Genomic DNA, 25,243 nt, shown 5'->3' with positions numbered 1-25,243 from the left:
ACGTCGGGAGGGGAAGACGTGGAGGACGAGGAGGCCGAGGCCGTTCTCAGGACGGTCGGACGGCAGATCAAGATGTGGCGGGAGGCCGCCGGGAAGAAGCAGGGGGAACTGGGCGCCGCCATCGGGTACGGCGAGGAGATGGTCTCGTCGGTGGAGCGGGGTCGGCGGATCCCGAAGCCGGACTTCCTGGACAAGGCCGATGAGGTGCTCGGGGCGGGCGGGAAGCTCGCCTCCATGAAGGAGGACGTGGAGCGGGCGCGGTATCCGAAGAAGGTTCGGGATCTGGCGAAGCTGGAGGACGAGGCCGTCGAGCTCGGCGCCTACGCCAACCACAACATGCACGGCCTGCTCCAGACCCCGGAGTACGCGCGGGCGTTGTTCGCGATGCGGCGGCCCTCGTACTCGGAGGACGAGATCGAGCGACAGGTCGCCGCGCGCATCGCACGCCAACGCGTCTTCGAGCGGACTCCCGCCCCGCACCTCACCTTTGTCCAGGAAGAGGTGACGCTGCGGCGGCCGATCGGGGGCAGAATGGTGCTACGCCAGCAGCTCGAACACCTGTTGGAGATCAGCGCGTTGAGGCACGTCGCGATTCAGGTCATGCCCACGGACCGTGAGGACCACGCGGGCATGGGCGGCTCGCTCCAGCTGTTGAAACTCCGGGGCGGAAAGACGCTGGGGCACTCCGAGGCTCAGTTGCACAGCCGTGTGATCAGTGATCCACGGGAAGTTCAGATCCTGGATATGCGCTATGGAATGATCCGGGCCCAGGCCCTGCCGCCCCGAGAGTCGCTGGCCTTCATCGAGAAAGTCCTGGGAGACGAGACATGACCTCCGCCCTGGAGTGGTTCAAGAGCAGCTACAGCAGCAACGACGGCCCGGAATGCGTAGAGGTCGCCATATCCCCCACCGACCCCACCGTCCACGTCCGAGACTCCAAGGACAAGGACGGCGCACGGCTCACGTTCACGGGTTCGTCGTGGGCCGCGTTCGTGACCGACCCCGCCTCACGTCGCCGTTGACGGCTCGGACAGACGGGCCGCGAGGCGTTCGTCCGCCAGCGCCCGGTCGGCCACGCCGAGTCGGCGGTGGATGGCCGCCCGCCGTTCCAGGGCCCAGACGTACGAGGGGTTGAGCTCCAGAGCGCGGTCGAGGTCGGCGAGCGCCTCCTCGTAGCGGCCGAGCTTGGCCAGGGAGGCACCCCGGCTCGCGTACGCCGACGCGTACTCGGGGTCCAGCTCCAGGGCCCGGTCGTAGTCGACGAGAGCCTCCTCGTCACGTGCGGCCCTGCGGAGTGCGTCGCCGCGCTCACAGCGGCCCCAGGCCCAGTCGGGTTGCAGGGCCACGGCCCGGTCGAGGTCCGCCAGTTGTCTCGTATGGTCCCCACGGGCGCGCCACAGACGGGCTCGGCGGGCGAGTGCCCAGGCGTAGTCCGGCTTGAGTTCGAGCGCGTGGTTCAGGTCCGCCAGGGCCTCGTCGAGTTCACCGCGACTGAGCCGGGCAGAGCCCCTGGAGGCCCAGGCGAACTCCTGGTTCGGGTCGAGCCGGATGCCCCTGTCCAGGTCACGGATCGCCTCGTCGTAGCGGCCGAGGATCCGTTGGTGCTCGCCGCGCAGGAACAGGTTGTACGGGTTGTCCGGTTCCAGTTCGAGAACCCGGCGGAGGTCTTCGAGGGCGCCTCGGTAGTCGCCGAGCGCGCTGCGGGCCAGCACCTTGCCCCGGTAGGCCCGCACCAGGTCCGGGTGGAGAACGAGGGCCCGGTCGTACTCCTCCAGCGCCCCCTGCTGGTCCCCGCTCCGTGCCAGCGCATCGCCGCGCGCTGCCCGCGCGGTGGCCGGCCACTCCTCCTCACCGCGGGCGCGGCTCAGCAGGAGCCGGAGCACTTCGGCCACCCCACCCGTCGCGTGCGCCTCGGCCAGTCCGTCTGCCCACATCCGTACCGCGTCGGCGTCCGCGTCCTCGCTCACCTCGACGAGGAGCCGCAGCCACGGCCGCAGGATGTCGTCTCCGTGGTCGCAGGCGGTGACGAGGTCCGTCAGGGCCGGGGTGATCGCGGCACGAGGCCCCGCGCACAGGGAGTGATACGACTCCGCGAGCCGAAGCTCCCGCCAGTCCGCCTCCTTCCAGAACTCGCTCGGGTCCAGATCGGCTTCGGCCTGTTCGCGCCACCTCGTGAACGTCTGCGCGACGCGTCGGTGGAGCTCCGTCCATTTCCTGGGCGACTGCCTGCGCTGAAGCCTCAGCATCGGTGCGCGTACGAGATCGTGGTACCGCATCCGGCTTTCGCGCTCACTGACGAACGGCATCCCCGTCAGCCACGCGTACAGCTCGTCGAACTGCTCGTCAGGGCAGTCGACCAGCGCACGGAAGACATCCGCGTCCAGGGTCCGCGGCAGCGCGCAGACCAGGGCGGTCGCCCTGCGCAACGGATCCGGCTCCCACTTCAGGAACCGCTCCACGGCCGTTCCGCTCGGGTCCCCCACATCCGCGGGTTCGGCGGGGCGCGTCTCCGCGAGGGTGGAGACGAGCACCGGGAGCCCACCGGTGAGCCGCAGCACCTCCGCGACAACGGGTTCGTCGCGCACGCCCTTGTCCGCGAGCAGGCCCCGCGCCTCCGCTTCCGTGAAGGACCCGAGGGGCATGTCCGCCACGAAGTCGGCGAAGCCGCCCCAGCGGGTGGTGTCGAAGGGGTGCTGGCCCGCCGTGACCACGACGACCGTGGCGGGCAGCGTGCCGTGCCGGTCGGTGGTCATCACCTCGTGCAGCCACCCGTCCAGGAACGGTCCCGTGCGTTCGTACGTGTCGAAGAACAGGACGATCCAAGGCGCCGCCGATGCCACGTCGGTCAGCTCGGTGAGCAGTGCCGGTGTGAGGACGCGCTCCGGTGACAGCACCAGCTGCACGTCGTCCTGGCTTCGGAAGCGGGAGCTGAGCCCCGCCCGCAGACGGTCGGCGCCCTGGGCGAGCCGGTCGGCGTCCAACGCCCCGGCGAAGGCGCCGACCCCCGGCACCATGCCCAGCCCCACGAGCCCGGCCCGCATCACCGCCGTACTGCCGGCCGACGGTGCCTGCGGCTCCGGCTCCAGTGCGGCGACGGCGGCCTCCGCCTCGTGCCGTCGTTCCCGGTGGGCGGCGAGCAACCGCTCCAGTTCCTTGAACTTGTGTCCCCGCGCGGCGAACTGGCGGCTGATCGCGGCCATCGCCTCGGGCACGCTGGCGACGGTCTCGTCGACGTAGGCGGTCAGCGCCCCCTTCTCCCGGGCCAGCTGCTCCAGTTCCCTGACCAGGAAGGTCTTTCCGACGCCCGCGTTCCCGTGCACGTGAAACAGGAACCGGTGCCGCTCGTCCTCCGGGGGGACGTCGAAGTTCCCCCGGAACGCGGCCCGTTCGGCTCCCCGCCCCACGAACCCGGCGCGCCTGCGCTGCCGGATCAGCTCCTGCATCGACGGCCGCGCCTGCGTCACCGTAGGTCCTCTCGTCCGCCCCGAGCCCGTCCTCCCCATTCTGGCTCAATGCGTTCCGAACACAGCGGCCCCACAGGGAAGATGACCACCATGCCAACCACACCCCCACGCAGCCCCCTCCACCTCGCCGCCACCCTCCTCACCGGCACGGTGGCCCTCTACATAGCCCTGGTCGCCTTCGGGAACATCACCGACTTCGGGACGAACCAGCAGTTCGTCCAGCACGTCCTGGCGATGGACACCACGTTCAAGGACGAGGACCTGATGTGGAGAGCCATCACCAGCAAGGGGCTCCAGGACACGGCGTACGTCGCCATCATCGTCTGGGAGACCGTCGCCGCCCTCGTGCTCGTCTTCGGCACCTGGCTGTGGGCGCGGCGCGACTACGCCCGTGCCCGCCGCTTCTCCACGTACGGCCTGCTGATGCTGATGCTGCTCTTCGGTGCCGGGTTCATCGCGATCGGCGGTGAGTGGTTCTCGATGTGGCAGTCCGGGGACTGGAACGGGCTCGACGCGGCGACCCGGGTGTTCCTGTTCAGCGGTGTCGTGCTGATCGTCAACCACCTGCCGCAGCAGCAGTCCGCCTGAGCCACAGCACGGCTACCTGACCACGACCACCGACGTACCCGACTCCCCGAACGCCCACAGCGCCGCCCCGTCGGCCGCGCGCATGCGCACCCCGCCGGTCTGCTTGTCCCCGGCGGGCGGGGGCGAGGAGCCGTCGACGGCGTTGGAGAAGGCGATGGAGATGCCGGACTTGGCGGCGAAGTAGACGATGTTCTCGATCTGCACGCCGTCCGAGCCGGTGGTGGCCATGGTGCGGGACGACACCGTGTAGCTGCCGGGATCCGGGCTCACCGTGCCCGGCCAGACCGCGAACGTGCGGCGGGCCGCCTCGCTCGCGTCGACCAGCCAGACCCGCTTCTGGCCGAGGGCGTAGACGATCCGGCGACCCGTGCCCGAGCCCTTCGGCACGGCGGCGGGCGCGGTGGACTTCGTCGGGGCGGGGCTCGCGCCCGAAGGGGCCGACGCGCTCGGGCGGGCCGACGCGGCCGTCGGGTGCGGCCCCTTGTCGGCCTGCACGGCGAGAGCGGTGACGGCGGCTATCGCTCCCACCGTCAGACCGGTCACCCAGACCTTGGGAGCAGGCACGGGCACGCATCTCCTCAGCTAAGGCACCCCTCCAGCGGGGGTCGGATCATCGTACCGAGCCCCGCGGAGGGTCCTTCTCCGGTCCTTCCTCGGTCCTTCCCCGGTTCTTCTCCTCAGTCCAGTACCGGCAGCAGCTCCGGCAGATGCCCGTCCGAGGCGGCCGCCGCCCGCTGCCGCTCCTCGGACACCTCGCCGTACAGCGTGGTGCGGGGCTTCGCCGGGCGGCCGGCGGCCTCGGCGACGGCCACCAGGTCGCGTACGGACTTGTAGGAGCCGTACGACGAGCCCGCCATCCGCGAGATCGTCTCCTCCATCAGGGTGCCGCCGAGGTCGTTGGCGCCGGAGCGGAGCATCTCGGCCGCACCCTCGGTGCCCAGTTTGACCCAGCTGGTCTGGATGTTGGGGATGTACGGGTGCAGGAGCAGGCGGGCCATGGCCGTCACCGCACGGTTGTCGCGGGTCGTCGGGCCGGGGCGGGCGATGCCGGCCAGGTACACCGGCGCGTTGGTGTGGATGAACGGCAGGGTCACGAACTCCGTGAAGCCGCCGGTGCGTTGCTGGATGCCGGCCAGGGTACGCAGGTGGCCGAGCCAGTGGCGGGGCTGGTCGACATGGCCGTACATCATGGTCGACGACGAGCGGAGGCCCAGTTCGTGGGCCGTGGTGACCACCTCGATCCACGTCGCCGTCGGCAGCTTGCCCTTGGTCAGGACCCAGCGGACCTCGTCGTCGAGGATCTCGGCGGCGGTCCCGGGGATGGAGCCCAGGCCCGCCTCCTTCGCGGCCGTCAGCCACTCTCGGATGGACATGCCGGTGCGGGTCGCGCCGTTGACGACCTCCATGGGCGAGAAGGCGTGCACATGCATGCCGGGGACGCGTTCCTTGACGGCCTTCGCGATGTCGAAGTACGCCGTGCCGGGCAGGTCCGGGTGGATGCCGCCCTGCATGCAGACCTCGACGGCGCCCACGTCCCACGCCTGCTGGGCGCGGTCGGCGACCTGGTCCAGGGAGAGGGTGTAGGCGTCGGCGTCCGTGCGGCGCTGGGCGAAGGCGCAGAAGCGGCAGCCCGTGTAGCAGACGTTGGTGAAGTTGATGTTCCGCGTGACGATGTACGTCACGTCGTCGCCGACCACCGATTTCCGGACGTCGTCGGCCACCTGGCACAGCGCGTCCAGCGCCGTGCCGTCCGCGTGCAGCAGCGCCAGCGCCTCGGCGTCGGTCAGCCGGGTCGGGTCGTCGGCGGCGGTCGCCAGTGCCTGGCGCACGTCGGTGTCGATGCGCTCCGGCGCCATCCCGGGCGCGGCCGCCTCGCGCAGGGCGTCCCAGTCGCCGTACACCTCGTCGAAGTCATCGCGGCGGTCGGACGTACGGCCCTCGGTGTCGATGGTGGTGTGCAGGTCCGTACGGCCGGAGGGGACGAACGCCTCCTCGGGCTCCTGCCACGGGTGGCCCTCGACGACGGCGTCGGGCCGGGCGAGGCCGGTCTCCGGGTCGGCCAGCGCCCGTACGTGCGGGAGCAGCCGCGGGTCCAGCCAGGGCTCGCCGCGCCGGACGAACTCCGGGTAGACGCAGAGACGTTCCCGCAGCTCGAAGCCGGCCGCCGCCGAGCGCTCGGCGAGTTCCTCGATCTGCGGCCAGGGGCGCTCGGGGTTGACGTGGTCGATGGTCAGCGGGGAGACCCCGCCCCAGTCGTCGACACCGGCCGCGATCAGCCGCTCGTACTCGCTGTCGACCAGGTTCGGCGGGGCCTGGAGGCAGGCGCTCGGGCCCATGATGTGCCGGGCGACGGCGACCGTGGCGACCAGTTCGTCGAGTTCCGCGTCCGGCATGCCGCGCATCGCCGTGTCCGGCTTCGCGCGGAAGTTCTGGATGATCAGTTCCTGGATGCCGTGGTACGCCCGGGAGATCTTGCGGAGCGCGAAGAGGGACTCCGCGCGCTCCTCGTACGTCTCGCCGATCCCGATCAGGAGCCCGGAGGTGAAGGGCACGGAGGAGCGGCCGGCGTCCTCCAGGACGCGCAGGCGGACGGCGGGTTCCTTGTCCGGGGAGCCGTAGTGCGGGCCGCCGGGCTCCGACCACAGGCGGGTGGCGGTCGTCTCCAGCATCATGCCCATCGACGGGGCGACGGGCTTGAGGCGCTGGAAGTCGGTCCAGGTCATCACGCCCGGGTTGAGGTGCGGGAGCAGGCCCGTCTCCTCCAGGATCCGGATGGAGATGGCCCGGACGTAGGCGATGGTGTCGTCGTAGCCGTGCGCGTCGAGCCACTCCCGCGCCTCGGGCCAGCGGTCCTCCGGCTTGTCGCCGAGGGTGATGAGGGCTTCCTTGCAGCCGAGGGCCGCGCCCTTGCGGGCGATGTCGAGGACCTCGTCCGGGGACATGAACATCCCGTGCCCGGCGCGGCGCAGCTTGCCGGGGACGGTGACGAAGGTGCAGTAGTGGCACTTGTCCCGGCACAGCCGGGTGAGGGGGATGAAGACGCTCTTCGAGTACGTGATCACGCCGGGGCGGCCGGCCGCCGCCAGGCCCGCGTCACGCACCCGGGCGGCGGAGGCGGCGAGGTCGTCGAGGGCCTCGCCGCGGGCCTGGAGCAGTACGGCCGCCTCGGTGACGTCTAGTGCGACGCCGTCCCGGGCGCGTTTGAGGGCGCGACGGGTGGAGTTCTCGGTGGGGCCGCCGGTTCCGGGGGTCGCGGGAGTCGTCATTCTTTGAGCATACGTTCGAGGTCCGAGCGGTCGGGGACGGTTCCGGGTGGTGCGATTCGTTGCCGGGTGCGGGTTCGTTGTGGCTGGTCGCGCAGTTCCCCGCGCCCCTTTGAGGTCGGCTTCGCCGCCCCTCGTCTACAGGTACTCGGCATACTCGTCCAACACCCGCAGAACCTCCGCCTCCCCCGCCGGGGGCAGCTGTACCACGACCTCCTCGATGCCCAACTCGGCGTAGTGCGCGAGCTTGCCGGGGGTGGGGAACACGGCGTACGGCACGACCTGGAGGGCACTCGGGTCGCGGCCGGCGTCGGCCCAGACGGTCCGCAGCACAGGGAGAGTTTCGGACAGTCCCCGCCCGCCGATCGGCAGCCACCCGTCCGCGTACTCGCTGATGTGTGCGAACAGCTTCGGGCCGGCGGCGCCGCCGATGAGGGTGCGGGGGCCGTTGACCCGCGCACCGCGCGCCTTCTGTACCGGTTTGGGGTAGGCGTGGCTGGCGCGTACGGAACCGAACTCCCCCTCGTAGGCGGTGGGCTCCTCCGACCACAGGGCCCGCATCAGGGCCATCCGGTCCCGGACCAGTTCGCGTCGGGTGCGCCAGTCCACGCCGTGGTCGGCGGCCTCCTCGACGTTCCAGCCGAAGCCGAGGCCGAGGGTGAAGCGTCCGCCGGACAGATGGTCCAGGGTCGCGATCTGCTTGGCCAGGTCGATCGGGTCGTGCTGGGCGACCAGCGTGATGCCGGTGCCGAGCCCGAGCCGGTCGGTGACGGCGGCGGCCTGGCCGAGGGCGACGAAGGGGTCGAGGGTGCGGCCGTACTCGGGCGGCAGATCGCCGCCGGCCGGGTACGGCGTGGTCCGCTCGACGGGGATGTGGGTGTGCTCGGGCAGATACAGCCCGGCGAACCCGCGCTGCTCCAGCTCACGGGCGAGCCGCAGCGGGGTGATGGTCTCGTCGGTGAGGAAGATCGTCACGGAGATGCGCATGACCGCATCTCTACCGCGTGCGCACCACGATGTCGATACCGACCGGTCGGCCCAAACCAGGCGCCCGCAAACCGCCCGCGCTTCGTCAGCTGACGATCGGCCGCTGATTGACTGGTGATTCCCTTCCCTTGCCCGGCAGTTCACGGCTGAATACGAAGGTTGCACGCACCACCACTGCACCACCCATGCCCTGTCACTGACGACGACCTGGGGAGCAGCAGCATGTGCGAGGACCACAACGCCGGCCTGGGCAGACGCGCCCTGTTCGTGACGGGCGCCGCGGCCGCGCTTACGTTGGGAAGCGTGACCTTCGCGAGAGGGGCGGACGACATGCACGACGCCGAGACCCGCACGGTACGCGGGACCCTCCCGCCCGGAGCACCCGACTTCGTCTACGTGCCCGTCGAAGTCCCGGACGGGGTGAGGGAGATCAAGGTCTCCTACACCTACGAACGCCCGTCCGTCCCGGCCGGCACCCCGGGCAACGCCCTCGACATCGGCATCTTCGACCAGCACGGCACCGAGCTCGGCGGCAGGGGCTTTCGGGGCTGGTCGGGCGGTGCGCGCACGGAGTTCTTCATCCGCGCCGACGAGGCGACGCCGGGCTACCTCCCCGGGCCGATCGAGGAGGGCACCTGGCAGATCGCCCTCGGCCCCTACACGGTGTCCCCGCAGGGCCTCGCCTACGAGATCACGATCACGCTGACGTACGGCGAGCAGGCCGAGGCCGTCGAGCCGACGTACCCGCCGGAGCGGGCGAAGGGCCGCGGGCGCGCCTGGTACCGCGGTGACTGCCACCTCCACTCCTGGTACTCCGACGGCCGCCGCACCCCGGCGGAGATCGCGGCCCTCGCACGCGAGGCAGGCCTGGACTTCATCAACAGCTCCGAGCACAACACGCACTCGGCGCACGCCCACTGGGCCGACGCGGCGGGCGACGACCTGCTCGTGATGCTGGGCGAGGAGATCACCACACGCAACGGCCATGTGGTGGCGCTCGGCGTCGAGCCGGGGACGTTCGTCGACTGGCGCTACCGGGCGCGCGACAACCGCTTCGGCAAGTTCGCCCGCCAGATCCGCCGCGCGGGCGGCCTGGTGGTCCCGGCCCACCCGCACGCCACCTGCGTCGGCTGCAACTGGAAGTTCGGCTTCGGCGACGCCGACGCGATCGAGGTCTGGAACGGCCCCTGGACGCCGGACGACGAGGTGTCCCTCGCGGACTGGGACAGCATGCTGGTGGCGTCGGTGCGCGAGCACGGCCGCGACTGGATCCCGGCGATGGGCAACAGCGACGCCCACCGCAGCCCCGACCCGGTCGGCTCCCCGCAGACGGTCGTCCTCGCCGACGATCTGACGCGTGAGGCGATCCAGGAGGGCATCAAGGCGGGCCGGTCGTACATCGCCGAGTCGAAGAAGGTGTCCCTCGCCTTCACCGTCTCCGGCGGCCGGGGCCGGCAGGCGGGCATCGGCGGCCGGCTGGAGGTCGACCGGGACGCCCCGGTGACGGTCCGCCTGGAGGCCTCGGGCGCCCCGCGCTGCACGGTCCGCTTCGTCACCGACCAGGGCGTCCTGCTCACCAGCGACCCGCTTCCGGTGTCGGGTGCGGGGGTCGTGGAGTGGCGGACGACGCCCTCGTACGCGGCGTACGTCCGCGCGGAGTTGCGGCACGAGGCCGCGCTGGGGCCGCTGCCGGGGGCGCTGGCGGCGTTCACGAACCCGATCTTCCTTGGACGTTCGTAAGCGCTCCGTCGCCCCTCAGGGCGCCGGTGCCTCCCCCAGGTCGGCCACCACCGCCGCGTGGTCGGACGGCCAGACGCCGTCGAGCGGGCCGTCGCAGGCGCGTCGTACGGACCGGACGTGGCCCAGCCCGCCCGGTCCGGGCGGGCTGACGTGGATGTAGTCGATCCGCACGCCCGGCTCCAGGCCTACCGCCACATACGGGTTCGCGGGGTCCCAGGTGACGGCGGGGGCGTCCGGGTCGGCGTACTGCCAGGCGTCGAAGAAGACCTGGCCCGGCACGGCCGGCGCGGTGCGGTAGCCGCCGAAGAGACGGATCTCGTCGGAGTCCGGCCAGGCGTTGAAGTCGCCGGTGACGACGGTCGGAAAGGGCGTATCGCCCCGGTTCTCGGCGACGAACTCGGCGAGCGCGGTGACCTGCCGGCAGCGCACGGCCGAGCCGTGCAGGGCGGAGGTGAGGTGGGTGGTGAAGAAGGCGATGTCGTAGGAGGGGGCGGCCAGGCGGGCGAAGAGGGCGAGCCGGCCGTCGTCCACGTCGGAGGGGGCGGGCAGGCGCAGCGTGCGCTGGGCGGCGACCGGCCAGCGGCTCAGCACGGCGTTGCCGATGTCGACCGCGGGATCGCCGATCCGGCGGCGCCACCGCTCGGGGGCGGGCGAGGGGGCCCAGGCCCAGTGCATGCCGAGTTCGCCGGCCAGCCACTCGGCCTGGTTCTCGCCGTGCGCCGCCCACACCTCCTGCAGGCCGACCACGTCGGGGCGCAGTTCGCGCAGCGCGGCGAGGATCGCCTTCTGCCGTTCTTCCCAGGGGCCGAAGCGCCACCACAGGTTCCAGGTCACCACCCGCATGCGGCCACCGTCTCTCGTCATGGAACCGTTCGAGGCCCCATCGCTCGTTCGAACCTCAGTGAGAGACATTGAAGAGCATCAGCCTCGCTACGAGACAGGAGATCCGCGAACCATGTCCGACCGTGTGGATGCCAGGTACCGGGCCGTCAGGGCCTTCCAGCGACGGCTCAACGCCGTGATGCGCCGCCTGCCGACCCAGACCCTGCTGGAGACGACGGGCCGCAGCTCGGGCCTGCCGCGGCGCACACCGCTCGGTGGGCGCCGGGTCGGGGACTCCTTCTGGCTGGTGTCGGAGTTCGGGGAGCGGTCGCAGTACGTACGCAACATCAAGGCCGATCCGCGGGTGCGGGTGCGGATCAGGGGCCGCTGGCACACCGGCACCGCGCACCTGCTGCCCGACGACGACCCGATCGCCCGTCTGCGCACGCTGCCCCGGTTCAACAGCGCCGGGGTGCGGACGTTCGGCGCGCAGCTGCTGACGGTCCGGGTGGACCTCACCGACTGACGCGCAGGGCCGCGCTCATCCGGCGGCGGCCCGCTCGCACAGCTCCGTCACCAGCCGTGCGACGTCGTCCGGCGCCCGCAGCGTCGGAAAGTGGTCGCAGTCCGGGTGCCGGACCAGCCGGCAGCCGGGGATGCGGGCGGCCATCGCCTCGTTGCAGCGGATCACCTCGGGCTGGTCCCGCCTACCGAGGAGCAGGGCGAAGACCGGGGCTTCCGGCTCCGGCCGATCGCCATACGCGGGGACATTGAGGCTGATATGATGGCAGCATGACGGTCAACATGACGATGAGCCTGCCCGATGACGTGGCCGCCTTCGTGAAGGCGAAGGGGAACGCCTCGGCCTACACGGCTCGCATACTGCGTCGGCAGATGCTCTCCGAGGAACTGGAGAAGTCCGCGTCAGTGCGAGCCGAGGCCGGGATCGTGCCGACGATGGCAGAGCCCGCCGAGAGCGAGGAAGCCACTCTGGAGCGGTGGGGCCGGGTGGCGAGCCGGTGAAGCGGGGGCATGTCTACGAACTGTCCTTCGCCGGAGGCCCCGCCCACGTCCTGGTGATCTCGTCCGATGCGCTCAACACCCAGAACAAGTCCGCGACCTGCGTGTTGATCTACCCGCAGCAGGTCCGTGAGGCCACCCTCGTCGATATCCCGATCGAATCACCCTCGACCGGCACCATCGTCCTCGGCGAATTCCGCACGCTGTCCGCCACCCGCTACACCGACGACCTGGGTTCCGTCAGCGAGCGCGTCATGGAAGCGGTGGAGATCGGCCTCCGTGCCGTGCTCGACCTATAGTCGGGCCAACGAGACTCCGCTCACCCCGGCCACACGATCGCCTGCACCTCGCTGTAGGCATGCAGGGCGTACGACCCGACGTCCCGCCCCACCCCGCTCCGCTTGAACCCGCCGAACGGCGCCTCCATGTTGCGCCCGACGGTGTTGACCCCGACCCCGCCGGCCCGCAGCCGCCGCGCGACCCGGAAGGCGCGGGCGACATCGCCGGACCAGACGTAGTCGATGAGGCCGTAGTCGGTGTCGTTGGCGAGGGCGACGCCCTCGTCCTCCTCGTCGAAGGGGATCACGCAGACGACCGGCCCGAAGATCTCCTCCCGGGCGACCCGCATGTCGTTGGTGCAGTCCGCGAGAAGGGTCGGTGCCACGTAGAAACCCCGCTCGTACGGCGGCCGTTCACCGCCGGCCACCACCACCGCGCCCTCCTTGCGGCCCGTCTCCACGTACGACTCCACCCGGTCCCGGTGCTCCGCCGAGATGACCGGCCCGACGACCGTGGCCGCCTCGCGCGGATCCCCGACCGTCAACCGGCGTGCGTACCCGGCCAGTTGCTCGACCAGCCGGTCGTACACGCCCCGCTGGGCCAGCACCCGGGTCGGCGCCGTGCAGATCTGCCCGCTGTAGAAGGAGAAGGTGGTGCCGATGCCGGCCACCGCCGACCCCAGGTCGGCGTCGTCGAAGACGACCGCCGCGCCCTTCCCGCCCAACTCCATCAGCTGGCGTTTCATGTCCCGCCCGCACACCTCGGCGATGCGCTGCCCGACCGCCGTGGACCCGGTGAAGCTCACCATGTCGACGTCCGGGGACGACACGGCGGCCTCGCCGACCGCCACGGACCGGCCGGAGACGACGTTCACCACACCCGGCGGCGCGCCCGCCGCCTCCAGCGCCTCCGCCATCCGGTAGACGGACAGCGGATCCTGCGGCGCCGGTTTCACGACCACCGTGTTGCCCATGGCCAGCGCGGGGGCGATCTTGCCGACCGGGTTGGCCCACGGGTTGTTGTACGAGGTGATACAGGTGACGACCCCGACGGGCTGCCGCACGGCCAGCGCGCCCATCACACCGGCTCTCCCCATCGGGCCGGCCTCGTTGATCTGCGGCGGGATCGCCCACTCGGCGGGCTCCACGCGCGCGTACCGCCGGAACCGGGCCGCCCCGACGCCCACTTGCATGCCCCGGGCCGTGCCCGTGGTCGCGCCGGTCTCGGCCTGGGCGAGTGCGGCGTAGGGCACGAGGTGGCCGTGGATGATGTCCGCCGCCCGCGCCAGCACGGCCGCCCGCTCCTCGGGGGTCGTACGCGACCACGGCCCGAAGGCCTCGCGGGCCGCGGCACAGGCCGCGTGCACCTGATCCCGCGAGGCCTCGGGAGCCCCGCCGACGGTCTCCTCGGTGGCCGGATCGACCACGGCGTAGTGGCCGTCGTCCGGCTCCACCCAGGAGCCCCCCACGAACAACCGCTGCCGGTCGGCGCCGTCGAAGTTCACCGGGTGGCCACCGTCCTGGTGTCCCGCCCCGAGCGCAGCACCCGCCCCGGCACGGCCCCGCTCACCACGTCGTCCCGGATCGCCTCGACCCCGTTGACCCACACGGCCCGCACCCCGATCGCCCTGGAGTCCAGCCGCGGGCTGTCACCCGGCAGGTCGTGCACCAGGGTGGCCGTACCCGCGTCGATCCGCTCCGGGTCGAAGAGCACCAGGTCCGCATGGAAGCCCTCCTGGATCCGGCCGCGTTCGCGCAGTCCGAAGAGCTGGGCCGGGTCGTCCGTCAGCATCCTGACGGCCTGCTCCAGGCTCGCGAGTCTCCGCCCGCGCAGACAGTCCCCGAGGAACCGGGTCGTGTACGGCGCCCCGCACATCCGGTCCAGATGCGCCCCGGCGTCCGAGCCGCCCAGCAGGACGTCCTCGTGCTGCCAGGCCTCGGCGCGCAGCGCCCAGGAGGCGGGGTCGTTGTCGGTGGGCATCGGCCACAGGACCGTGCGCAGCTCGTCGGCGGCGCAGATCTCCACCAGGCACTCGAAGGGTTCCTGGCCGCGTTCGCGTGCGATGTCCGCGACGACCCGGCCGCTCAGACCCCGGTTGGCGTCGCTGTAGGTGTCGCCGATGACGTACCGCCCGAAGTTGGTCAGCCGCCGGAAGACGCCGGCCTCCCTGGACCCGGCGCGCCGCAGCATCTCGGCCCGCACCTCGGGGTCGCGCAGCCGGGCGATCCGCTCCGGCACGGGCAGCCCGAGGACCGGCCCCCAGCCGGGGATCAGGTTCAGCGCGCAGAAGGTGCCGAGCGACATGTTCATCGGCGTGAGGATCGGCATGGTCAGCGCCACGACCCGGCCGCCCGCCTTGCGCGCCCGCTCGCTCGCCAGCAGCTGCCGGGGCACCCGCTCCGGAACGGCCGAGTCGATGGTCAGCACGTTCCAGTTCAGGGGCCGCCCGGCGGCGGCGCTCATCTCGACGAACAGGTCGATCTCGGCATCGCTGAACTGGTCCAGACACCCCGCGACGATCGCCTCGATCTGCGTCCCCTCGTGCTCCCCCACGGCCTTGGAGAGGGCGAGCAGCTCGGCGGGCTCGGCATGCCGGGAGGCCACCGGCTTGCCGTCGCCGTCGGAGTGGGTGGAGGACTGGGTGGTGGAGAACCCCCAGGCACCGGCGTCCATGGCGTCGTGCAACAGCCTTACGATCTCGGCGAGTTGCTCCCGGCTGGGCTGCCCGCCGACCGCGTCGGCCCCCATGACGTACCGGCGCAGCGCGCAGTGCCCCACCATGAAGCCCGCGTTGACGGCGATCCGCCCTTCGAGGGCGTCCAGATACTCCCCGAAGGAGCTCCAGCTCCAGGGCGCCCCCTCCTCGAGCGAGACCAGGGACATCCCCTCGACCTTGGACATCATGCGACGGGTGTAGTCGGCGTCGTCGGGACGGGCCGGGTTCAGCGGCGCGAGGGTGAACCCGCAGTTCCCCGCCGCGACGGTCGTCACCCCGTGATTGAGGGAGGGCGTCGCGTACGGGTCCCAGAACAGCTGGGCGTCGTAGTGGGTATGGGGGTCGACGAACCCGGGGGCGAGAACGAGCCCGGCGGCGTCCTCGCTGGTACGGGCCTGTTCAGTGACAGTACCGATGACAGCGATACGACCGTCCCGGATACCGACGTCCGCGGTGAAGGCGGCCGCACCGGTCCCATCGACGACGGTCGCACCTTTGATGACGTGATCGAGCATGGGTTCACCTCCTGGTTAGCGGTGGGACAGCCCACCCGCAGCCGCCGACGACGATCAAGCACCCGCCCGGAACCGCGAAGTCCGATGCACCGGATCCGTATCGATCTTCGGAATCACGTGCTCCCCGATCAGCCGGATCGTCCGCAGCGTCTCCTCCTTGGGCACCCCAACAGGAAGCCCGAACGACAACTGATCGGCCCCGGCCTGCTCCCACCGCTTGCACTGCGTCAGCACCTCGTCCGGATCCCCGCAGATCAGCAGCTCCTCCTCGATGAGCAGCTCCACGAACTCCGGCGTGTACTCGGGCAGCGTCTCCGGCCACACCGGGAAGCCCTCGGGCCGCGGGAAGGTGTCGTGGTACCGGAACACCAGCGAGGGCAGATAGTGCAGCCCCCCGTTCACCGCGGTCTCGATCGCCTCGGCGTGCGTCGGCGCGCAGATCGCCGTCGTCGTCACCATCACGTTGTCGTTGACGAAGTCGCCGATCGGCTCGGCGTTCACGACGGCCGTCTTGTACTGCTCGAGGACCCACTCCATGTCGGCGACCTTCTGCACGCTGAAGCCCAGTACCCCGAGCCCCTTGCGCGCCGCCATGGCGTACGACGGCGGCGACCCGGCCGCGTACCACATCGCCGGGTGCGACTTCCCGTACGGCTTCGGCAGGACCTTCCGCGGCGGCAGCGACCAGTGCTTGCCCTGGAAGCCGGCGTACTCGTCCTGGAGCCACATCTTCGGGAACTCGGCGATGGTCTCTTCCCAGATCTCCTTCGTGTAGTTCATATCGGTCACGCCCGGTATGAACCCGAGGATCTCGTGCGACCCGGCGCCGCGCCCGCTGCCGAACTCGAAGCGGTTGCCGCTGAGATGGTCGAGCATGGCGACCTTCTCGGCGACCTTCACCGGGTGGTTGACCTGGGCGAGCGGGTTGAAGATGCCCGAACCGAGATGGATGCGCTCGGTGGCGTGCGCCAGGTAGCCGAGGAACACGTCGTTCGCGGAGAGGTGCGAGTACTCCTCCAGGAAGTGGTGCTCCGACGCCCACGCGTACTTGAAGCCCGACTTGTCCGCCTGGATGACGTACTCGGTCTCCTCCATCAGCGCCTTGTGCTCGGCGAGCGGGTCGGTCTCGGCGCGCTTGCCCACATATCCCTGTACAAAGAGCCCGAATTCCAAGGAGGTTCACCGTCCCCACGTCCGTTTCTGACGTTCCGTCAGATTCCACCTGCCGCCGACTGTGGCACCGCGCACGTGGACCGTCAATAGCTGACGGCACGTCAGATGACGCTCACCCCGGCCAGCCAGCCCCCGTCGATCACGAACGGCTGTCCGGTGATGTAGGAGGAGTCGTCGGAGGTCAGGAAGAGCGCGAGGCGGGCCACCTCGGCCGGCTTCCCGATCCGGCCGAGCGGCACGAGCTTGCGGTACAGCTCGTCCAGGGCCCGGCTCATCCCCTCCACGTCCGCGCCCGGGTCGAGCTGCGCCGGATTGGACATGGCGGTGTCGATCGCGCCGGGGCACATCGCGTTGACCCGGATGCCCCGCGGCGCCAGCTCCAGCGCGGCGACGCGGGTCAGGCCGAGGACGGCGTGCTTGGTGGCGGCGTAGGTCCCCACGGCCGCCATGCCCGTCACGGCCGTGTAGGAGGCGGTGTTCACGATGGTGCCGCCGTCCTCCATCTCGGGTGCCACGTTCTTGATGCCGAGGAAGCAGCCGACCTGGTTGACCCGCACCACCTGCATGAACTCGTCGAGGGGGGTGTCGACGAGGGAGTTGAAGCGCAGGATACCGGCGTTGCTCACGAGCCCGTCGATCCGGCCGTACGCCTCCTTGGCGGCCGCGACCGCCGCGCGCCAGTCGTCCTCCCGGCCGACGTCCAGGTGGACGTACAGCGCCCCCAGCTCCTTGGCCAGCGCCTGCCCCTGCTCGTCGAGCACGTCGGCCACGACGACCCGCGCGCCCTCGGCCACGAACAGCCGGGCCTCCTGCTCGCCCTGCCCGCGCGCGGCGCCCGTGACGATGACCGTCCGTCCGTCCAGCTTGCCCATGGCTCTCCCTCTGTCGGTCGTCCTGTCAGTCGTCGAGGAGGGGCGCGACCTCGGCCCCGAACGCGGTGACCTGGTCGGTGAGTTCGGCGCGATCGCGGCTGCGAAACCGCACCTGGAGCTGGTCCACGCCCATCGCCCGGTACGCCCGCAGCGACTCCGCGAGGGCGTCCGGCGCCCCGGCGAGCGTGCGGCGCCCGACGTCCCAGGCGGGCGTGCCGACGTACAGCGGCTCGACGATGGCGCCCATGACGTACGGCCCCTCGATGCCCGCCTCTTCCCTGAGCCGCCGTATCCGCGCGATCTGCGCGGGCAGCCGGTCGCGCGGGTCGCCCTGCGGCAGCCAGCCGTCGGCCTTCAGCGCGGCCCGGCGCACGGCGGCCGGGGACGAGCCGCCGACCCAGACCGGGACGCGCTCCTGGGCGGGGCGGGGCAGCTGGCCGAGGCCCTCGAAGTCGTAGAGCTTGCCGTGGTGCTCGGGGAACTCCTCGGGTCCGAGGGCGGCGCGCAGGGCGTCGATCGACTCGTCCAGCACGGATCCGCGCCGCTCGAAGTCGACGCCGAGCACTTCGAACTCCTCGCGCACGTGCCCGGCGCCTACCCCGAGGATCAGCCGGCCGCCCGAGAGATGGTCGAGGGTGGCGTACTGCTTGGCGGTCAGGAGGGGGTGCCGCAGGCCGACCACCGCCACATGGCTGAGCAGGCGTATGCGCTCGGTGGCGGCCGCGAGGAAGGCGAGGGTGGCGACCGGGTCGTACCAGACCGTGCTCATCGCGGAGGCCAGACGGCGCGGGATGGCGACGTGGTCGCAGCTAGCGAGGTAGGTGAAGCCGGCGCGGTCCGCGGCGCGGGCGACGGCCACCAGGTCCGCCGGTCCGGCGGCGGCCTCCCAGGGTTCCGCGTAGATCGTGCTCTGCGACTGGACGGGGAGCTGTATCCCGAACAGCGTCCGCCCGTCCGGCGGGACTTGGATGGACACACACCCTCCTCGACTAGATCTGACGGCCCGTCACATTCAGGCGCCATCGTCCGGGCCGGCGCCACAACAGACAAGGGGTGCGGGGCGATCCACGGCCGTCACCGGCGGGGAGCGTGCGCCGCGTCCCGGAGGTGCCCGGTCATGCCCCGCCCGGCCACAGCCCGTCGTCGGTCAGGCCCAGCAGCTCGATCGCGTTGCGCCGGACGATCCGGTCGACCACGTCCGCGTCCAGATGCCCCATCTGCGCCTCGCCGACCTCGCGGGACTTCGGCCAGGTGGAGTCGGAGTGGGGGTAGTCGGTCTCGTAGAGGACGTTGCCGACCCCGATGGAGTCGAGGTTCCGCAGCCCGAAGGCGTCGTCGAAGAAGCAGCCGTAGACGTGGTCGGCGAACAGCTCGGACGGCGGCCGGTGCACCTTGTCGGCGACCCCGCCCCAGCCGCGGTTCTCCTCCCACACCACGTCCGCGCGCTCCAGGATGTACGGGATCCAGCCGATCTGGCCCTCGGCGTACATGACCCTGAGGTTCGGGAAGCGCTCGAACTTGCCGCTCATCAGCCAGTCGACCATCGAGAAGCAGCAGTTGGCGAAGGTGATGGTGGAGCCGACGGCGGGCGGGGCGTCGGCCGAGGTGGAGGGCATCCGGCTGGACGAGCCGATGTGCATGGCGACGACCGTGCCGGTCTCGTCGCAGGCGGCGAGGAACGGGTCCCAGTAGTCGGTGTGGACGGACGGGAGTCCGAGGTGCGGGGGTATCTCGGAGAACGCGACGGCCCGCACGCCCCGCGCCGCGTTGCGCCGGACCTCCGCGGCGGCCAGCTCGGCGTCCCAGAGCGGGATGAGGGTGAGCGGGATGAGCCGGCCCCGCGCGTCCGGGCCGCACCACTCCTGCACCATCCAGTCGTTGTAGGCCTGGACGCACAGCAGGCCCAGGTCGTGGTCCTGGGCCTCGGTGAAGGTCTGGCCGCAGAAGCGGGGGAAGGTCGGGAAGCAGAGCGCGGACTGGACGTGGTTGACGTCCATGTCGGCGAGGCGGGCGGGGACGTCGTACGAGCCCTGGCGCATCTGCTGGTAGGTGATGACCTCCAGCTTGATCTCGTCCCTGCTGTAGCCGACCGCGGTGTCCAGGCGGGTCAGGGGCCGGTGCAGGTCCTCGTACACCCACCAGTCACCGACCGGCCCGTCGTCGCCCGGCCGGCCCATGACGGGCTTGAACCGCCCGCCCAGGAAGGTCATTTCCTTCAGCGGCGCCCGGACTATGCGCGGTCCGACGTCCAGGTACTTCTTCGGAAGCCGGTCCTGCCACACCGTCGAGGGCTCCACCGTGTGGTCGTCGACGGAGATGATCAGCGGAAACGTCGTCTCGGTGTCCATGGCGCTCACGGTAGCGCCGATCTGACGGCCCGTCAGCTACGCGGGAAGGGCCACCGTCGTGCGAAGAGCGCGTGAGGACCCTGTGATATCCCGCGCGTCCAGCGGTGATCACCCTCTCCGGAGCTGACGCATCTGCCATGAACAAGGCAAACTGGCGGGGATGTAAATGGGTCCTAGGCCCTGTCGTTTGGATCAGCCCGGCTGCGAGGATCAGTTCCTCTCGGCCGACCCGAGCGGGGTCTGGTGCGTGCAGCTGCAAGGCGGAGGAGGGAGTCGACGCGGAGCGTCGGCGACCGACGACAACGCGGCAGATGGGCGTGCCAGGGCCCGCGACGCCGGGATGATCCAGACGACAGGGTCTAGGGGGACTGCGATGGACGACGGGGTACCGCGAGTGCCGGAGCAGAGGAGTCCCGCCTCCTCGACGGACGCGGCGGAGCCGGCTGAGCCGGCGGCGGCGCTGCGCTTTGGCGTACTCGGTCCGGTGCGTGCCTGGCGCGGCGAGGAGCAGCTGGCCACCGGTTCCCCCCAGCAACGCGCCCTGCTCGCGGCCCTGCTGCTGCGCGAGGGCCGTACGGCGACCGCGGCGGAGCTGATCGACGCCCTGTGGGGCGAGGAGCCGCCCTCGCAGGCGCTGGCGGCGCTGCGGACGTACGCCTCCCGGCTGCGCAAGGTGCTCGACCCCGGGGTGCTGGTGAGCGAGTCGGGCGGCTACGCGGTGCGGGGCCTCGCCGAGGGCGCGCTGGACCTCACCGTGGCGCAGGAGCTGGCGACGGAGGCGGAGAAGGCCCGCGGTGCCGGGGATCTGTGCCATGCCCGCGAGGTGCTGGGGCGGGCGCTTGCGCTGTGGGACGGCGAGGTGCTGGCGGGGGTGCCGGGGCCGTACGCCGAGGCCCAGCGGGTCCGCCTGGAGGAGTGGCGGCTCCAGCTCCTCGAATCCCGCCTCGACATGGACCTGGAGCAGGGCTGCCACGCCGAGGCGGTCTCGGAGCTGACGGCGCTGACCGCGGAGCACCCGCTGCGCGAGCGGCTGCGCGAGCTGCTGATGCTGGCGCTGTACCGCAGCGGCCGGCAGGCGGAGGCGCTGGCGGTGTACGCGGACACCCGGCGCCTGCTGGCGGACGAGCTGGGGGTGGATCCGCGGCCGGACCTGCGCGAGCTCCAGCAGCGGATCCTCCAGGCCGACCCCGGCCTCGCGGAGCCGTCGTCGCCGGTGGCCGAACCGCCGGCGGTCACGGTGCGCCCGGCGCAACTGCCCGCAACCGTGCCGGACTTCACGGGCCGCTCGGCCTTCGTGCGGGAGCTCAGCGAGGTGCTGGCCTCCGCCTCCGGGACCGAGGGCCGGGTGATGGCCGTCTCGGCGCTGGCCGGGATCGGCGGAGTCGGCAAGACGACCCTCGCGGTGCACGTGGCGCACCAGGCCCGCGCGGCCTTCCCCGACGGGCAGCTCTACGTCGACCTCCAGGGCGCGGGCCCGCGGGCGGCGGAGCCGGAGACGGTGCTGGGCTCCTTCCTGCGGGCCCTCGGCACCGCGGACTCGGCGATCCCCGACTCGCTCCAGGAGCGGGCGGCGCTCTACCGCTCGGTGCTGGACGGCCGGCGGGTCCTGGTCCTCCTCGACAACGCGCGCGACGCGGCGCAGGTGCGGCCGCTGCTCCCCGGCACGGAGGGCTGCGCCGCCCTGGTGACCTCCCGGGTCCGCATGGTCGACCTCGCCGGCGCCCACCTCGTCGACCTGGACGTGATGTCCCCCGACGAGGCGCTGTCCCTGTTCACGAAGATCGTGGGCGAGGAGCGGGTGGCGTCCGAGCGGGAGGCCGCGCTGGACGTGGTCGCGGCGTGCGGCTTCCTGCCGCTGGCGATCCGCATCGCCGCGTCCCGCCTCGCGGCCCGCCGCACCTGGACGGTCTCGGTCCTCGCCGCCAAGCTCGCCGACGAACGCCGCCGGCTGGACGAACTCCAGGCCGGGGACCTCGCCGTGAAGGCCACCTTCGAGCTGGGGTACGGCGCCCTGGACCCGGCCCAGGCACGGGCGTTCCGGCTGCTGGGCCTCGCCGACGGCCCGGACATCTCCCTGCCGGCGGCCGCGGCCGTACTGGACCTCCCCCTGGAGGACACCGAGGACCTGCTGGAGGCCCTCGTCGACACCTCGCTCCTGGAGTCGGCGGCACCCGGCCGCTACCGCTACCACGATCTGGTGCGGCTCTACGCGCGTGCGTGCGCGGAGCGGGACGAGTGGCCGCCCAGCGAGCGCGACGCGGCGCTGTCGCGGCTGCTGGACTTCTACCTGGCCACGGCGGCCCGGGTCTACGCGATCGAGCGGCCCGGCGACCGGCTGGTGGACCACCTGGAGGCCACCGAGTACCCGGGACTGACCTTCGCGCAGCGCCACGAGGCACGGGACTGGCTGTACGCGGAGGCGGTGTCGCTGCTCGCGTGCGTGCGCCAGTCCACCCGGCCGGACTTCCTGCGCCGGGCCGTCGACACCCTGTGGGCGTCGGTGGATCTCGCCGAGTCCGGCTCCAACTCCAAGGCGTACGAGGGGGTCGCCTCGGCGCTGCGGGAGGCCGCGCGGGAGGCCGCCGACCCGCACGCGGAGGCCCGCGCGCTGATCATGGTGGGGTACGTCCACCACATCACCGGACGCTTCGACATCGCCAACCAGGCCGCCGAGGAGGCCGCGGCGCTGAGCGCCGGCCGTGACCCGCTGACCAGTTGCTGGGCGGCCAACACCCGCGGCGTGATCGCGCTCTACCAGAACCGCTACGACGACGGCGAGGCCCATCTCACCAGCGCCATCGAGGGCTTCCGGGGCTGCCAGGACGGGCCGGGCGAGGCCAGCGCGCTGTGCAACCTCTCCCGCATCCACCTGGCGACCGGGCGCACCGACAGCGCGGTGTCCCTGGCCCAGCAGGGCACCGACATGTACGACGCGATGGAACACGCCCTCAAGGGCGCCAACGGCCGCTACGCGCTGGGTCTCGCGCTCACCCAGAGCGGCCGGCTGTCGGAGGCGACGACCCGGCTGCACGAGGCGCTGACCGTGTTCCGGGACAGCAGGCAGCGCCTTTGGGAGGGCATGTCGCTGTTCCGGCTCGCCGAGGCGGACCTCGCCGGCCGGCGGCCCGCGCAGGCCGCCAAGAACGCCGAGATGGCCCTCACCGTGCTGCGGGGCATCGGCGGCGAGTGGCGCCGGGGCAATGTGCTCGTCGTGCTCGGGCACGCCCTCGACGGCGTCGGCCAGGCGGGCCGCGCCCAGGTCTGCTGGCGTGAATCCCTGGAGATCTACGAGGCGTTGGGCGCCGCCGAGGCCGACTCGGTCCGTGCGCTGATCACTCCGGTCGCCGTGGCATGACACCTCAAGAGGGCGCGTTCATCGTTCGTTTATCGCCGTCCGACACGATCGTCGTGTCGTTCCGTCGCGTCGGGGGGCAGACGGGGTGACCTGGGCAGTCACATTAAAGTGACGGCCTGAGAGGCCCGTCCGGCGACCCTCGGGGGAGTCGCCGGGCCGGCCTCTCGTCAACGCACCGAACTTTCAGGGGAGGCTGTCGACATGAGCGACACCACGGGCACCGAGAACATCCACGCGACGGACGCCGACGCGGACGACGTGAGCACGCAGAACATCCACGCCACCAGCGAGCCCCTCAAGGGCAAAAACCCGCTGAAGGCGGACGAGGAGACCGAGGTCGGCACGGACAACATCCACGCCACGGACGAGCCCGTCTGACCCAAGGACCTTCCACCCACACGGGGATCGGCCGCGGCGGCGCGGAGGGGGAGCCGTCGCGGCCGAGGTGTGTCCGGGGCCGGGGCGCAGCTCGCGTCCCGGCGCCGTGAGGCGCGCGCAACAGCGCGGCCCCACAGCCTCTGCGCACCGTTCCCCCGCCCGACACCCGGATGTCGCACCCGGGAGCCACGCTCGGGTGTCATGGCATCCGAGCAGAGCGCGGCGGCGGGCCCCGGACAGGCCTCGGCGACCGTCAGGTTCGTGCAGTTCGTCCCGCTGGGCGCGGCGGCCGTGGTGCTGCTCGACTCCGCCACCGACTTCTTCCCCGACGACCCGCTCGCGGGGATCCTCACGCCGACGCGGCTCGCGCTGCTGCTCGGGCTCCTCGCCCTCGTCGTCCCCGTCCGCGGCCGGCCGCGCGCCCGGCTGCGGGACTTCCGGACCCGGCTGGACCTGCCCGTCGGGCTGCTCGTCGCGGCCGCCGCGATGGCGACGTACCGCGGCGGGCACCCCACCGCTCCGCTGCGCGGCCTGCTGACCGTCGTCGTCTGCTACTACCTGGTCATAGGCGTGCGCCGCACCCAGCCCGAGTCGTGGCGCGCCCTCGGCCTGCTCGCCCTGACGGGCGTCGCGGCGGCCGCCACCAGCGCCTTCTCCCAGGTGACCAACGAGACCCCGACCGGGTTCTGCCGCACCGGCCTGCTCACCGACGTCGCCTGTGACGCGGGCGGCGACGGCGTCCTCATCCGCGCCACCGGCACCTTCTCCAACCCGAACCTGCTGGCCGCCTTCCTGGTGCTGCTCCTGCCGTTCGCGCTGCTCGCCGCCGTGTGCGTGGACGAGCGCACGGCCCGTACGGCGGTCGTCGTGCTCGTGGTGACCGGGTACGGGGCGCTGCTCACCACCTTCTCGCGCGCCGGGTACGTCGCAGGCGCCGCCGGCCTGCTCGTCCTCGTCGGCGCCTACTGGCTGGCTCCGCGGATCGCCGACCGCACGCAACGCCGGCTGTTCACCGCCCTCGGCACCCTCGCCCTGCTCGGCGCGGCCGGCGCCATCTGGGCGGTGTCCCGGGCCGGGAACTCGCTGGGCGTGCGGGGTCAGGCCTGGGAGGCGGCGCTCCGCCTGGCCGCCGACAACCCGCTGGGCGTCGGCCTCGGCCGCTCCGGCGTCGTCATATCGGCCGCCGCGCCCGGCGACCGTACCTTCGTCCACGCCCACAACATGTGGCTGAACTGGCTGGTGGAGGCCGGCCCGCTCGGGTTGCTCGCCATCACCGCCGTCGCCGTGGTCGCCGTGTCCTGCGCGGCCCGCGCCGCCCGCGCGAAGTCGGTGACCGGAACCGTGGGCCTCGCGGCCCTCACCGGCTTCTTCCTGATGAGCATGATGGACCACCCGGCCAACCTGGACCGGATCGACGCCCTGCTCTGGTACACCCTGGCACTGGTCATGGCCGAGGCCCCGAGCACCTGGCGCCGCACCACGGAGACCCGCCCCACCCCTATCCCCACCCAACTCAAGCGCCCCCGCCACGGCCCCCAACGCGTCACCACAGCCGGCTGACGGCCACCGGCCCCGCCCTGCTCAGCGCCCTCGCAGCTCCCCCAGACCACCCTTCCACCGGCATCCCGCGCCCTCTGGTTCGCCTTCGAATGGTCGTGGCTGAGGCCCCACGAACCTGACGCCACACCAGCCAGCCCGGCCCACCCCCGCCCAGCTCCCCCCG

The 25,243-nt window shown here is 71.8% G+C and carries 22 protein-coding genes; 10 read left to right on the top strand and 12 right to left on the bottom strand.

All coding sequences use genetic code 11. The annotated features are described in order from the left end of the window. Nucleotides 1-18: 18 nt before the first annotated feature. Nucleotides 19-831 carry a helix-turn-helix domain-containing protein gene (locus ACIRD7_RS25260; RefSeq protein ID WP_403457050.1) on the top strand — a complete coding sequence of 271 codons (813 nt, stop codon included), beginning with the start codon at nucleotides 19-21 and terminating at the stop codon, nucleotides 829-831. Beyond that, nucleotides 828-1,022: a DUF397 domain-containing protein gene (locus tag ACIRD7_RS25255; protein ID WP_403457048.1), complete on the top strand. Its 195-nt coding sequence runs from the start codon at nucleotides 828-830 to the stop codon at nucleotides 1,020-1,022. Before ACIRD7_RS25260 ends, ACIRD7_RS25255 begins: the two co-directional genes overlap by 4 nt. On the opposite strand, the gene ACIRD7_RS25250 is transcribed toward ACIRD7_RS25255, so the two are convergent. Next, a complete protein-coding gene (locus tag ACIRD7_RS25250) occupies nucleotides 1,008-3,464 on the bottom strand; it encodes a tetratricopeptide repeat protein (protein WP_403457045.1) in 2,457 nt (818 codons plus the stop codon). The two genes, ACIRD7_RS25255 and ACIRD7_RS25250, sit on opposite strands and share 15 nt — an antisense overlap. Before the next feature lie 90 nt (nucleotides 3,465-3,554). On the opposite strand from ACIRD7_RS25250, the gene ACIRD7_RS25245 reads away from it, so the two are divergent. Continuing rightward, nucleotides 3,555-4,052, top strand: coding sequence for a DUF2165 domain-containing protein (locus tag ACIRD7_RS25245; RefSeq protein ID WP_403457042.1), 498 nt, complete (start codon nucleotides 3,555-3,557; stop codon nucleotides 4,050-4,052). Between the two features lie 12 nt (nucleotides 4,053-4,064). Here ACIRD7_RS25245 and ACIRD7_RS25240 read toward each other — a convergent pair whose 3' ends face one another. From ACIRD7_RS25240 to ACIRD7_RS25230, 3 genes are all read right to left on the bottom strand, one after another. Beyond that, nucleotides 4,065-4,616 (bottom strand): hypothetical protein, encoded by a 552-nt coding sequence (locus ACIRD7_RS25240; protein WP_403457039.1) that lies wholly within the window; start codon nucleotides 4,614-4,616, stop codon nucleotides 4,065-4,067. 113 nt (nucleotides 4,617-4,729) lie between these two features. Then, nucleotides 4,730-7,318, bottom strand: a complete 2,589-nt coding sequence (locus ACIRD7_RS25235; protein ID WP_403457037.1) for a bifunctional FO biosynthesis protein CofGH — start codon at nucleotides 7,316-7,318, stop codon at nucleotides 4,730-4,732. A 135-nt stretch (nucleotides 7,319-7,453) separates the two neighbouring features. After that, nucleotides 7,454-8,302 carry an LLM class F420-dependent oxidoreductase gene (locus tag ACIRD7_RS25230; protein WP_403457035.1) on the bottom strand — a complete coding sequence of 283 codons (849 nt, stop codon included), beginning with the start codon at nucleotides 8,300-8,302 and terminating at the stop codon, nucleotides 7,454-7,456. Nucleotides 8,303-8,524: 222 nt separating this feature from the next. Here ACIRD7_RS25230 and ACIRD7_RS25225 point away from each other — a divergent pair, with 222 nt between their 5' ends. Continuing rightward, complete coding sequence (locus ACIRD7_RS25225; protein ID WP_403457033.1) at nucleotides 8,525-10,042, top strand: CehA/McbA family metallohydrolase; 1,518 nt, start codon at nucleotides 8,525-8,527, stop codon at nucleotides 10,040-10,042. A gap of 15 nt (nucleotides 10,043-10,057) precedes the next feature. Here ACIRD7_RS25225 and ACIRD7_RS25220 read toward each other — a convergent pair whose 3' ends face one another. Continuing rightward, on the bottom strand, nucleotides 10,058-10,885 hold the full coding sequence (locus ACIRD7_RS25220; RefSeq protein ID WP_403457030.1) for an endonuclease/exonuclease/phosphatase family protein: 828 nt from the start codon (nucleotides 10,883-10,885) through the stop codon (nucleotides 10,058-10,060). Nucleotides 10,886-10,997: 112 nt separating this feature from the next. On the opposite strand from ACIRD7_RS25220, the gene ACIRD7_RS25215 reads away from it, so the two are divergent. Continuing rightward, the gene (locus ACIRD7_RS25215; RefSeq protein ID WP_403457028.1) at nucleotides 10,998-11,390 is read left to right on the top strand and encodes a nitroreductase/quinone reductase family protein; all 393 of its coding nucleotides are present in this window, start codon (nucleotides 10,998-11,000) and stop codon (nucleotides 11,388-11,390) included. A gap of 15 nt (nucleotides 11,391-11,405) precedes the next feature. On the opposite strand, the gene ACIRD7_RS25210 is transcribed toward ACIRD7_RS25215, so the two are convergent. Further along, the gene (locus tag ACIRD7_RS25210; RefSeq protein WP_403457026.1) at nucleotides 11,406-11,555 is read right to left on the bottom strand and encodes an alpha/beta fold hydrolase; all 150 of its coding nucleotides are present in this window, start codon (nucleotides 11,553-11,555) and stop codon (nucleotides 11,406-11,408) included. A gap of 101 nt (nucleotides 11,556-11,656) precedes the next feature. Between ACIRD7_RS25210 and ACIRD7_RS25205 the strand changes: the two genes are divergently transcribed. Both ACIRD7_RS25205 and ACIRD7_RS25200 read left to right on the top strand, forming a co-directional pair. Further along, entirely contained in the window at nucleotides 11,657-11,887 is a 231-nt protein-coding gene (locus tag ACIRD7_RS25205) for a hypothetical protein (protein WP_403457023.1), read from the top strand. Then, nucleotides 11,884-12,183, top strand: coding sequence for a type II toxin-antitoxin system PemK/MazF family toxin (locus ACIRD7_RS25200; RefSeq protein ID WP_403457021.1), 300 nt, complete (start codon nucleotides 11,884-11,886; stop codon nucleotides 12,181-12,183). Before ACIRD7_RS25205 ends, ACIRD7_RS25200 begins: the two co-directional genes overlap by 4 nt. 20 nt (nucleotides 12,184-12,203) lie before the next feature. Here the strand turns inward: ACIRD7_RS25200 and ACIRD7_RS25195 are convergent, their stop codons facing one another. The 6 genes from ACIRD7_RS25195 to ACIRD7_RS25170 form a co-directional block, all read right to left on the bottom strand. Beyond that, a complete protein-coding gene (locus ACIRD7_RS25195; RefSeq protein ID WP_403457018.1) occupies nucleotides 12,204-13,667 on the bottom strand; it encodes an aldehyde dehydrogenase family protein in 1,464 nt (487 codons plus the stop codon). After that, nucleotides 13,664-15,394, bottom strand: coding sequence for an amidohydrolase family protein (locus ACIRD7_RS25190; protein WP_403457016.1), 1,731 nt, complete (start codon nucleotides 15,392-15,394; stop codon nucleotides 13,664-13,666). Before ACIRD7_RS25190 ends, ACIRD7_RS25195 begins: the two co-directional genes overlap by 4 nt. Nucleotides 15,395-15,448: 54 nt before the next feature. Then, nucleotides 15,449-16,567, bottom strand: a complete 1,119-nt coding sequence (locus ACIRD7_RS25185; RefSeq protein ID WP_403457013.1) for an LLM class flavin-dependent oxidoreductase — start codon at nucleotides 16,565-16,567, stop codon at nucleotides 15,449-15,451. A gap of 101 nt (nucleotides 16,568-16,668) precedes the next feature. Beyond that, entirely contained in the window at nucleotides 16,669-17,439 is a 771-nt protein-coding gene (locus ACIRD7_RS25180) for an SDR family NAD(P)-dependent oxidoreductase (protein WP_403457011.1), read from the bottom strand. A gap of 25 nt (nucleotides 17,440-17,464) precedes the next feature. Continuing rightward, entirely contained in the window at nucleotides 17,465-18,409 is a 945-nt protein-coding gene (locus tag ACIRD7_RS25175) for a TIGR03619 family F420-dependent LLM class oxidoreductase (protein WP_403457503.1), read from the bottom strand. A gap of 145 nt (nucleotides 18,410-18,554) precedes the next feature. Next, nucleotides 18,555-19,787 carry an amidohydrolase family protein gene (locus ACIRD7_RS25170; RefSeq protein WP_403457009.1) on the bottom strand — a complete coding sequence of 411 codons (1,233 nt, stop codon included), beginning with the start codon at nucleotides 19,785-19,787 and terminating at the stop codon, nucleotides 18,555-18,557. 373 nt (nucleotides 19,788-20,160) lie between these two features. Here ACIRD7_RS25170 and ACIRD7_RS25165 point away from each other — a divergent pair, with 373 nt between their 5' ends. The 3 genes from ACIRD7_RS25165 to ACIRD7_RS25155 all read left to right on the top strand — a co-directional run bounded on the left by ACIRD7_RS25165 (nucleotide 20,161) and on the right by ACIRD7_RS25155 (nucleotide 25,080). Further along, complete coding sequence (locus tag ACIRD7_RS25165) at nucleotides 20,161-23,142, top strand: AfsR/SARP family transcriptional regulator (RefSeq protein ID WP_403457006.1); 2,982 nt, start codon at nucleotides 20,161-20,163, stop codon at nucleotides 23,140-23,142. Nucleotides 23,143-23,343: 201 nt separating this feature from the next. Next, nucleotides 23,344-23,520 (top strand): hypothetical protein, encoded by a 177-nt coding sequence (locus tag ACIRD7_RS25160; RefSeq protein WP_403457004.1) that lies wholly within the window; start codon nucleotides 23,344-23,346, stop codon nucleotides 23,518-23,520. Between the two features lie 201 nt (nucleotides 23,521-23,721). Beyond that, nucleotides 23,722-25,080 carry an O-antigen ligase family protein gene (locus tag ACIRD7_RS25155; protein WP_403457001.1) on the top strand — a complete coding sequence of 453 codons (1,359 nt, stop codon included), beginning with the start codon at nucleotides 23,722-23,724 and terminating at the stop codon, nucleotides 25,078-25,080. The last annotated feature ends 163 nt before the right edge of the window (nucleotides 25,081-25,243 follow it).

Source organism: Streptomyces sp. NPDC093568 (assembly GCF_044764945.1).
Classification (GTDB): Bacteria; Actinomycetota; Actinomycetes; order Streptomycetales; family Streptomycetaceae; genus Streptomyces.
Note: the sequence above shows the minus strand (reverse complement) of the source record. Positions and strands in the feature narration are given on the sequence as shown.

What these genes read in the sequence shown, in the direction of transcription:
- ACIRD7_RS25255 (WP_403457048.1), top strand. Translation starts at nt 828, where the DNA reads ATGACCTCCGCCCTGGAGTGGTTCAAGAGCAGCTACAGCAGCAACGAC.
- ACIRD7_RS25245 (WP_403457042.1), top strand. Translation starts at nt 3,555, where the DNA reads ATGCCAACCACACCCCCACGCAGCCCCCTCCACCTCGCCGCCACCCTC.
- ACIRD7_RS25235 (WP_403457037.1), bottom strand. Translation starts at nt 7,318, where the DNA reads ATGACGACTCCCGCGACCCCCGGAACCGGCGGCCCCACCGAGAACTCC.
- ACIRD7_RS25230 (WP_403457035.1), bottom strand. Translation starts at nt 8,302, where the DNA reads ATGCGCATCTCCGTGACGATCTTCCTCACCGACGAGACCATCACCCCG.
- ACIRD7_RS25225 (WP_403457033.1), top strand. Translation starts at nt 8,525, where the DNA reads ATGTGCGAGGACCACAACGCCGGCCTGGGCAGACGCGCCCTGTTCGTG.
- ACIRD7_RS25220 (WP_403457030.1), bottom strand. Translation starts at nt 10,885, where the DNA reads ATGCGGGTGGTGACCTGGAACCTGTGGTGGCGCTTCGGCCCCTGGGAA.
- ACIRD7_RS25215 (WP_403457028.1), top strand. Translation starts at nt 10,998, where the DNA reads ATGTCCGACCGTGTGGATGCCAGGTACCGGGCCGTCAGGGCCTTCCAG.
- ACIRD7_RS25205 (WP_403457023.1), top strand. Translation starts at nt 11,657, where the DNA reads ATGACGGTCAACATGACGATGAGCCTGCCCGATGACGTGGCCGCCTTC.
- ACIRD7_RS25190 (WP_403457016.1), bottom strand. Translation starts at nt 15,394, where the DNA reads ATGCTCGATCACGTCATCAAAGGTGCGACCGTCGTCGATGGGACCGGT.
- ACIRD7_RS25180 (WP_403457011.1), bottom strand. Translation starts at nt 17,439, where the DNA reads ATGGGCAAGCTGGACGGACGGACGGTCATCGTCACGGGCGCCGCGCGC.
- ACIRD7_RS25170 (WP_403457009.1), bottom strand. Translation starts at nt 19,787, where the DNA reads ATGGACACCGAGACGACGTTTCCGCTGATCATCTCCGTCGACGACCAC.
- ACIRD7_RS25165 (WP_403457006.1), top strand. Translation starts at nt 20,161, where the DNA reads ATGGACGACGGGGTACCGCGAGTGCCGGAGCAGAGGAGTCCCGCCTCC.
- ACIRD7_RS25160 (WP_403457004.1), top strand. Translation starts at nt 23,344, where the DNA reads ATGAGCGACACCACGGGCACCGAGAACATCCACGCGACGGACGCCGAC.
- ACIRD7_RS25155 (WP_403457001.1), top strand. Translation starts at nt 23,722, where the DNA reads ATGGCATCCGAGCAGAGCGCGGCGGCGGGCCCCGGACAGGCCTCGGCG.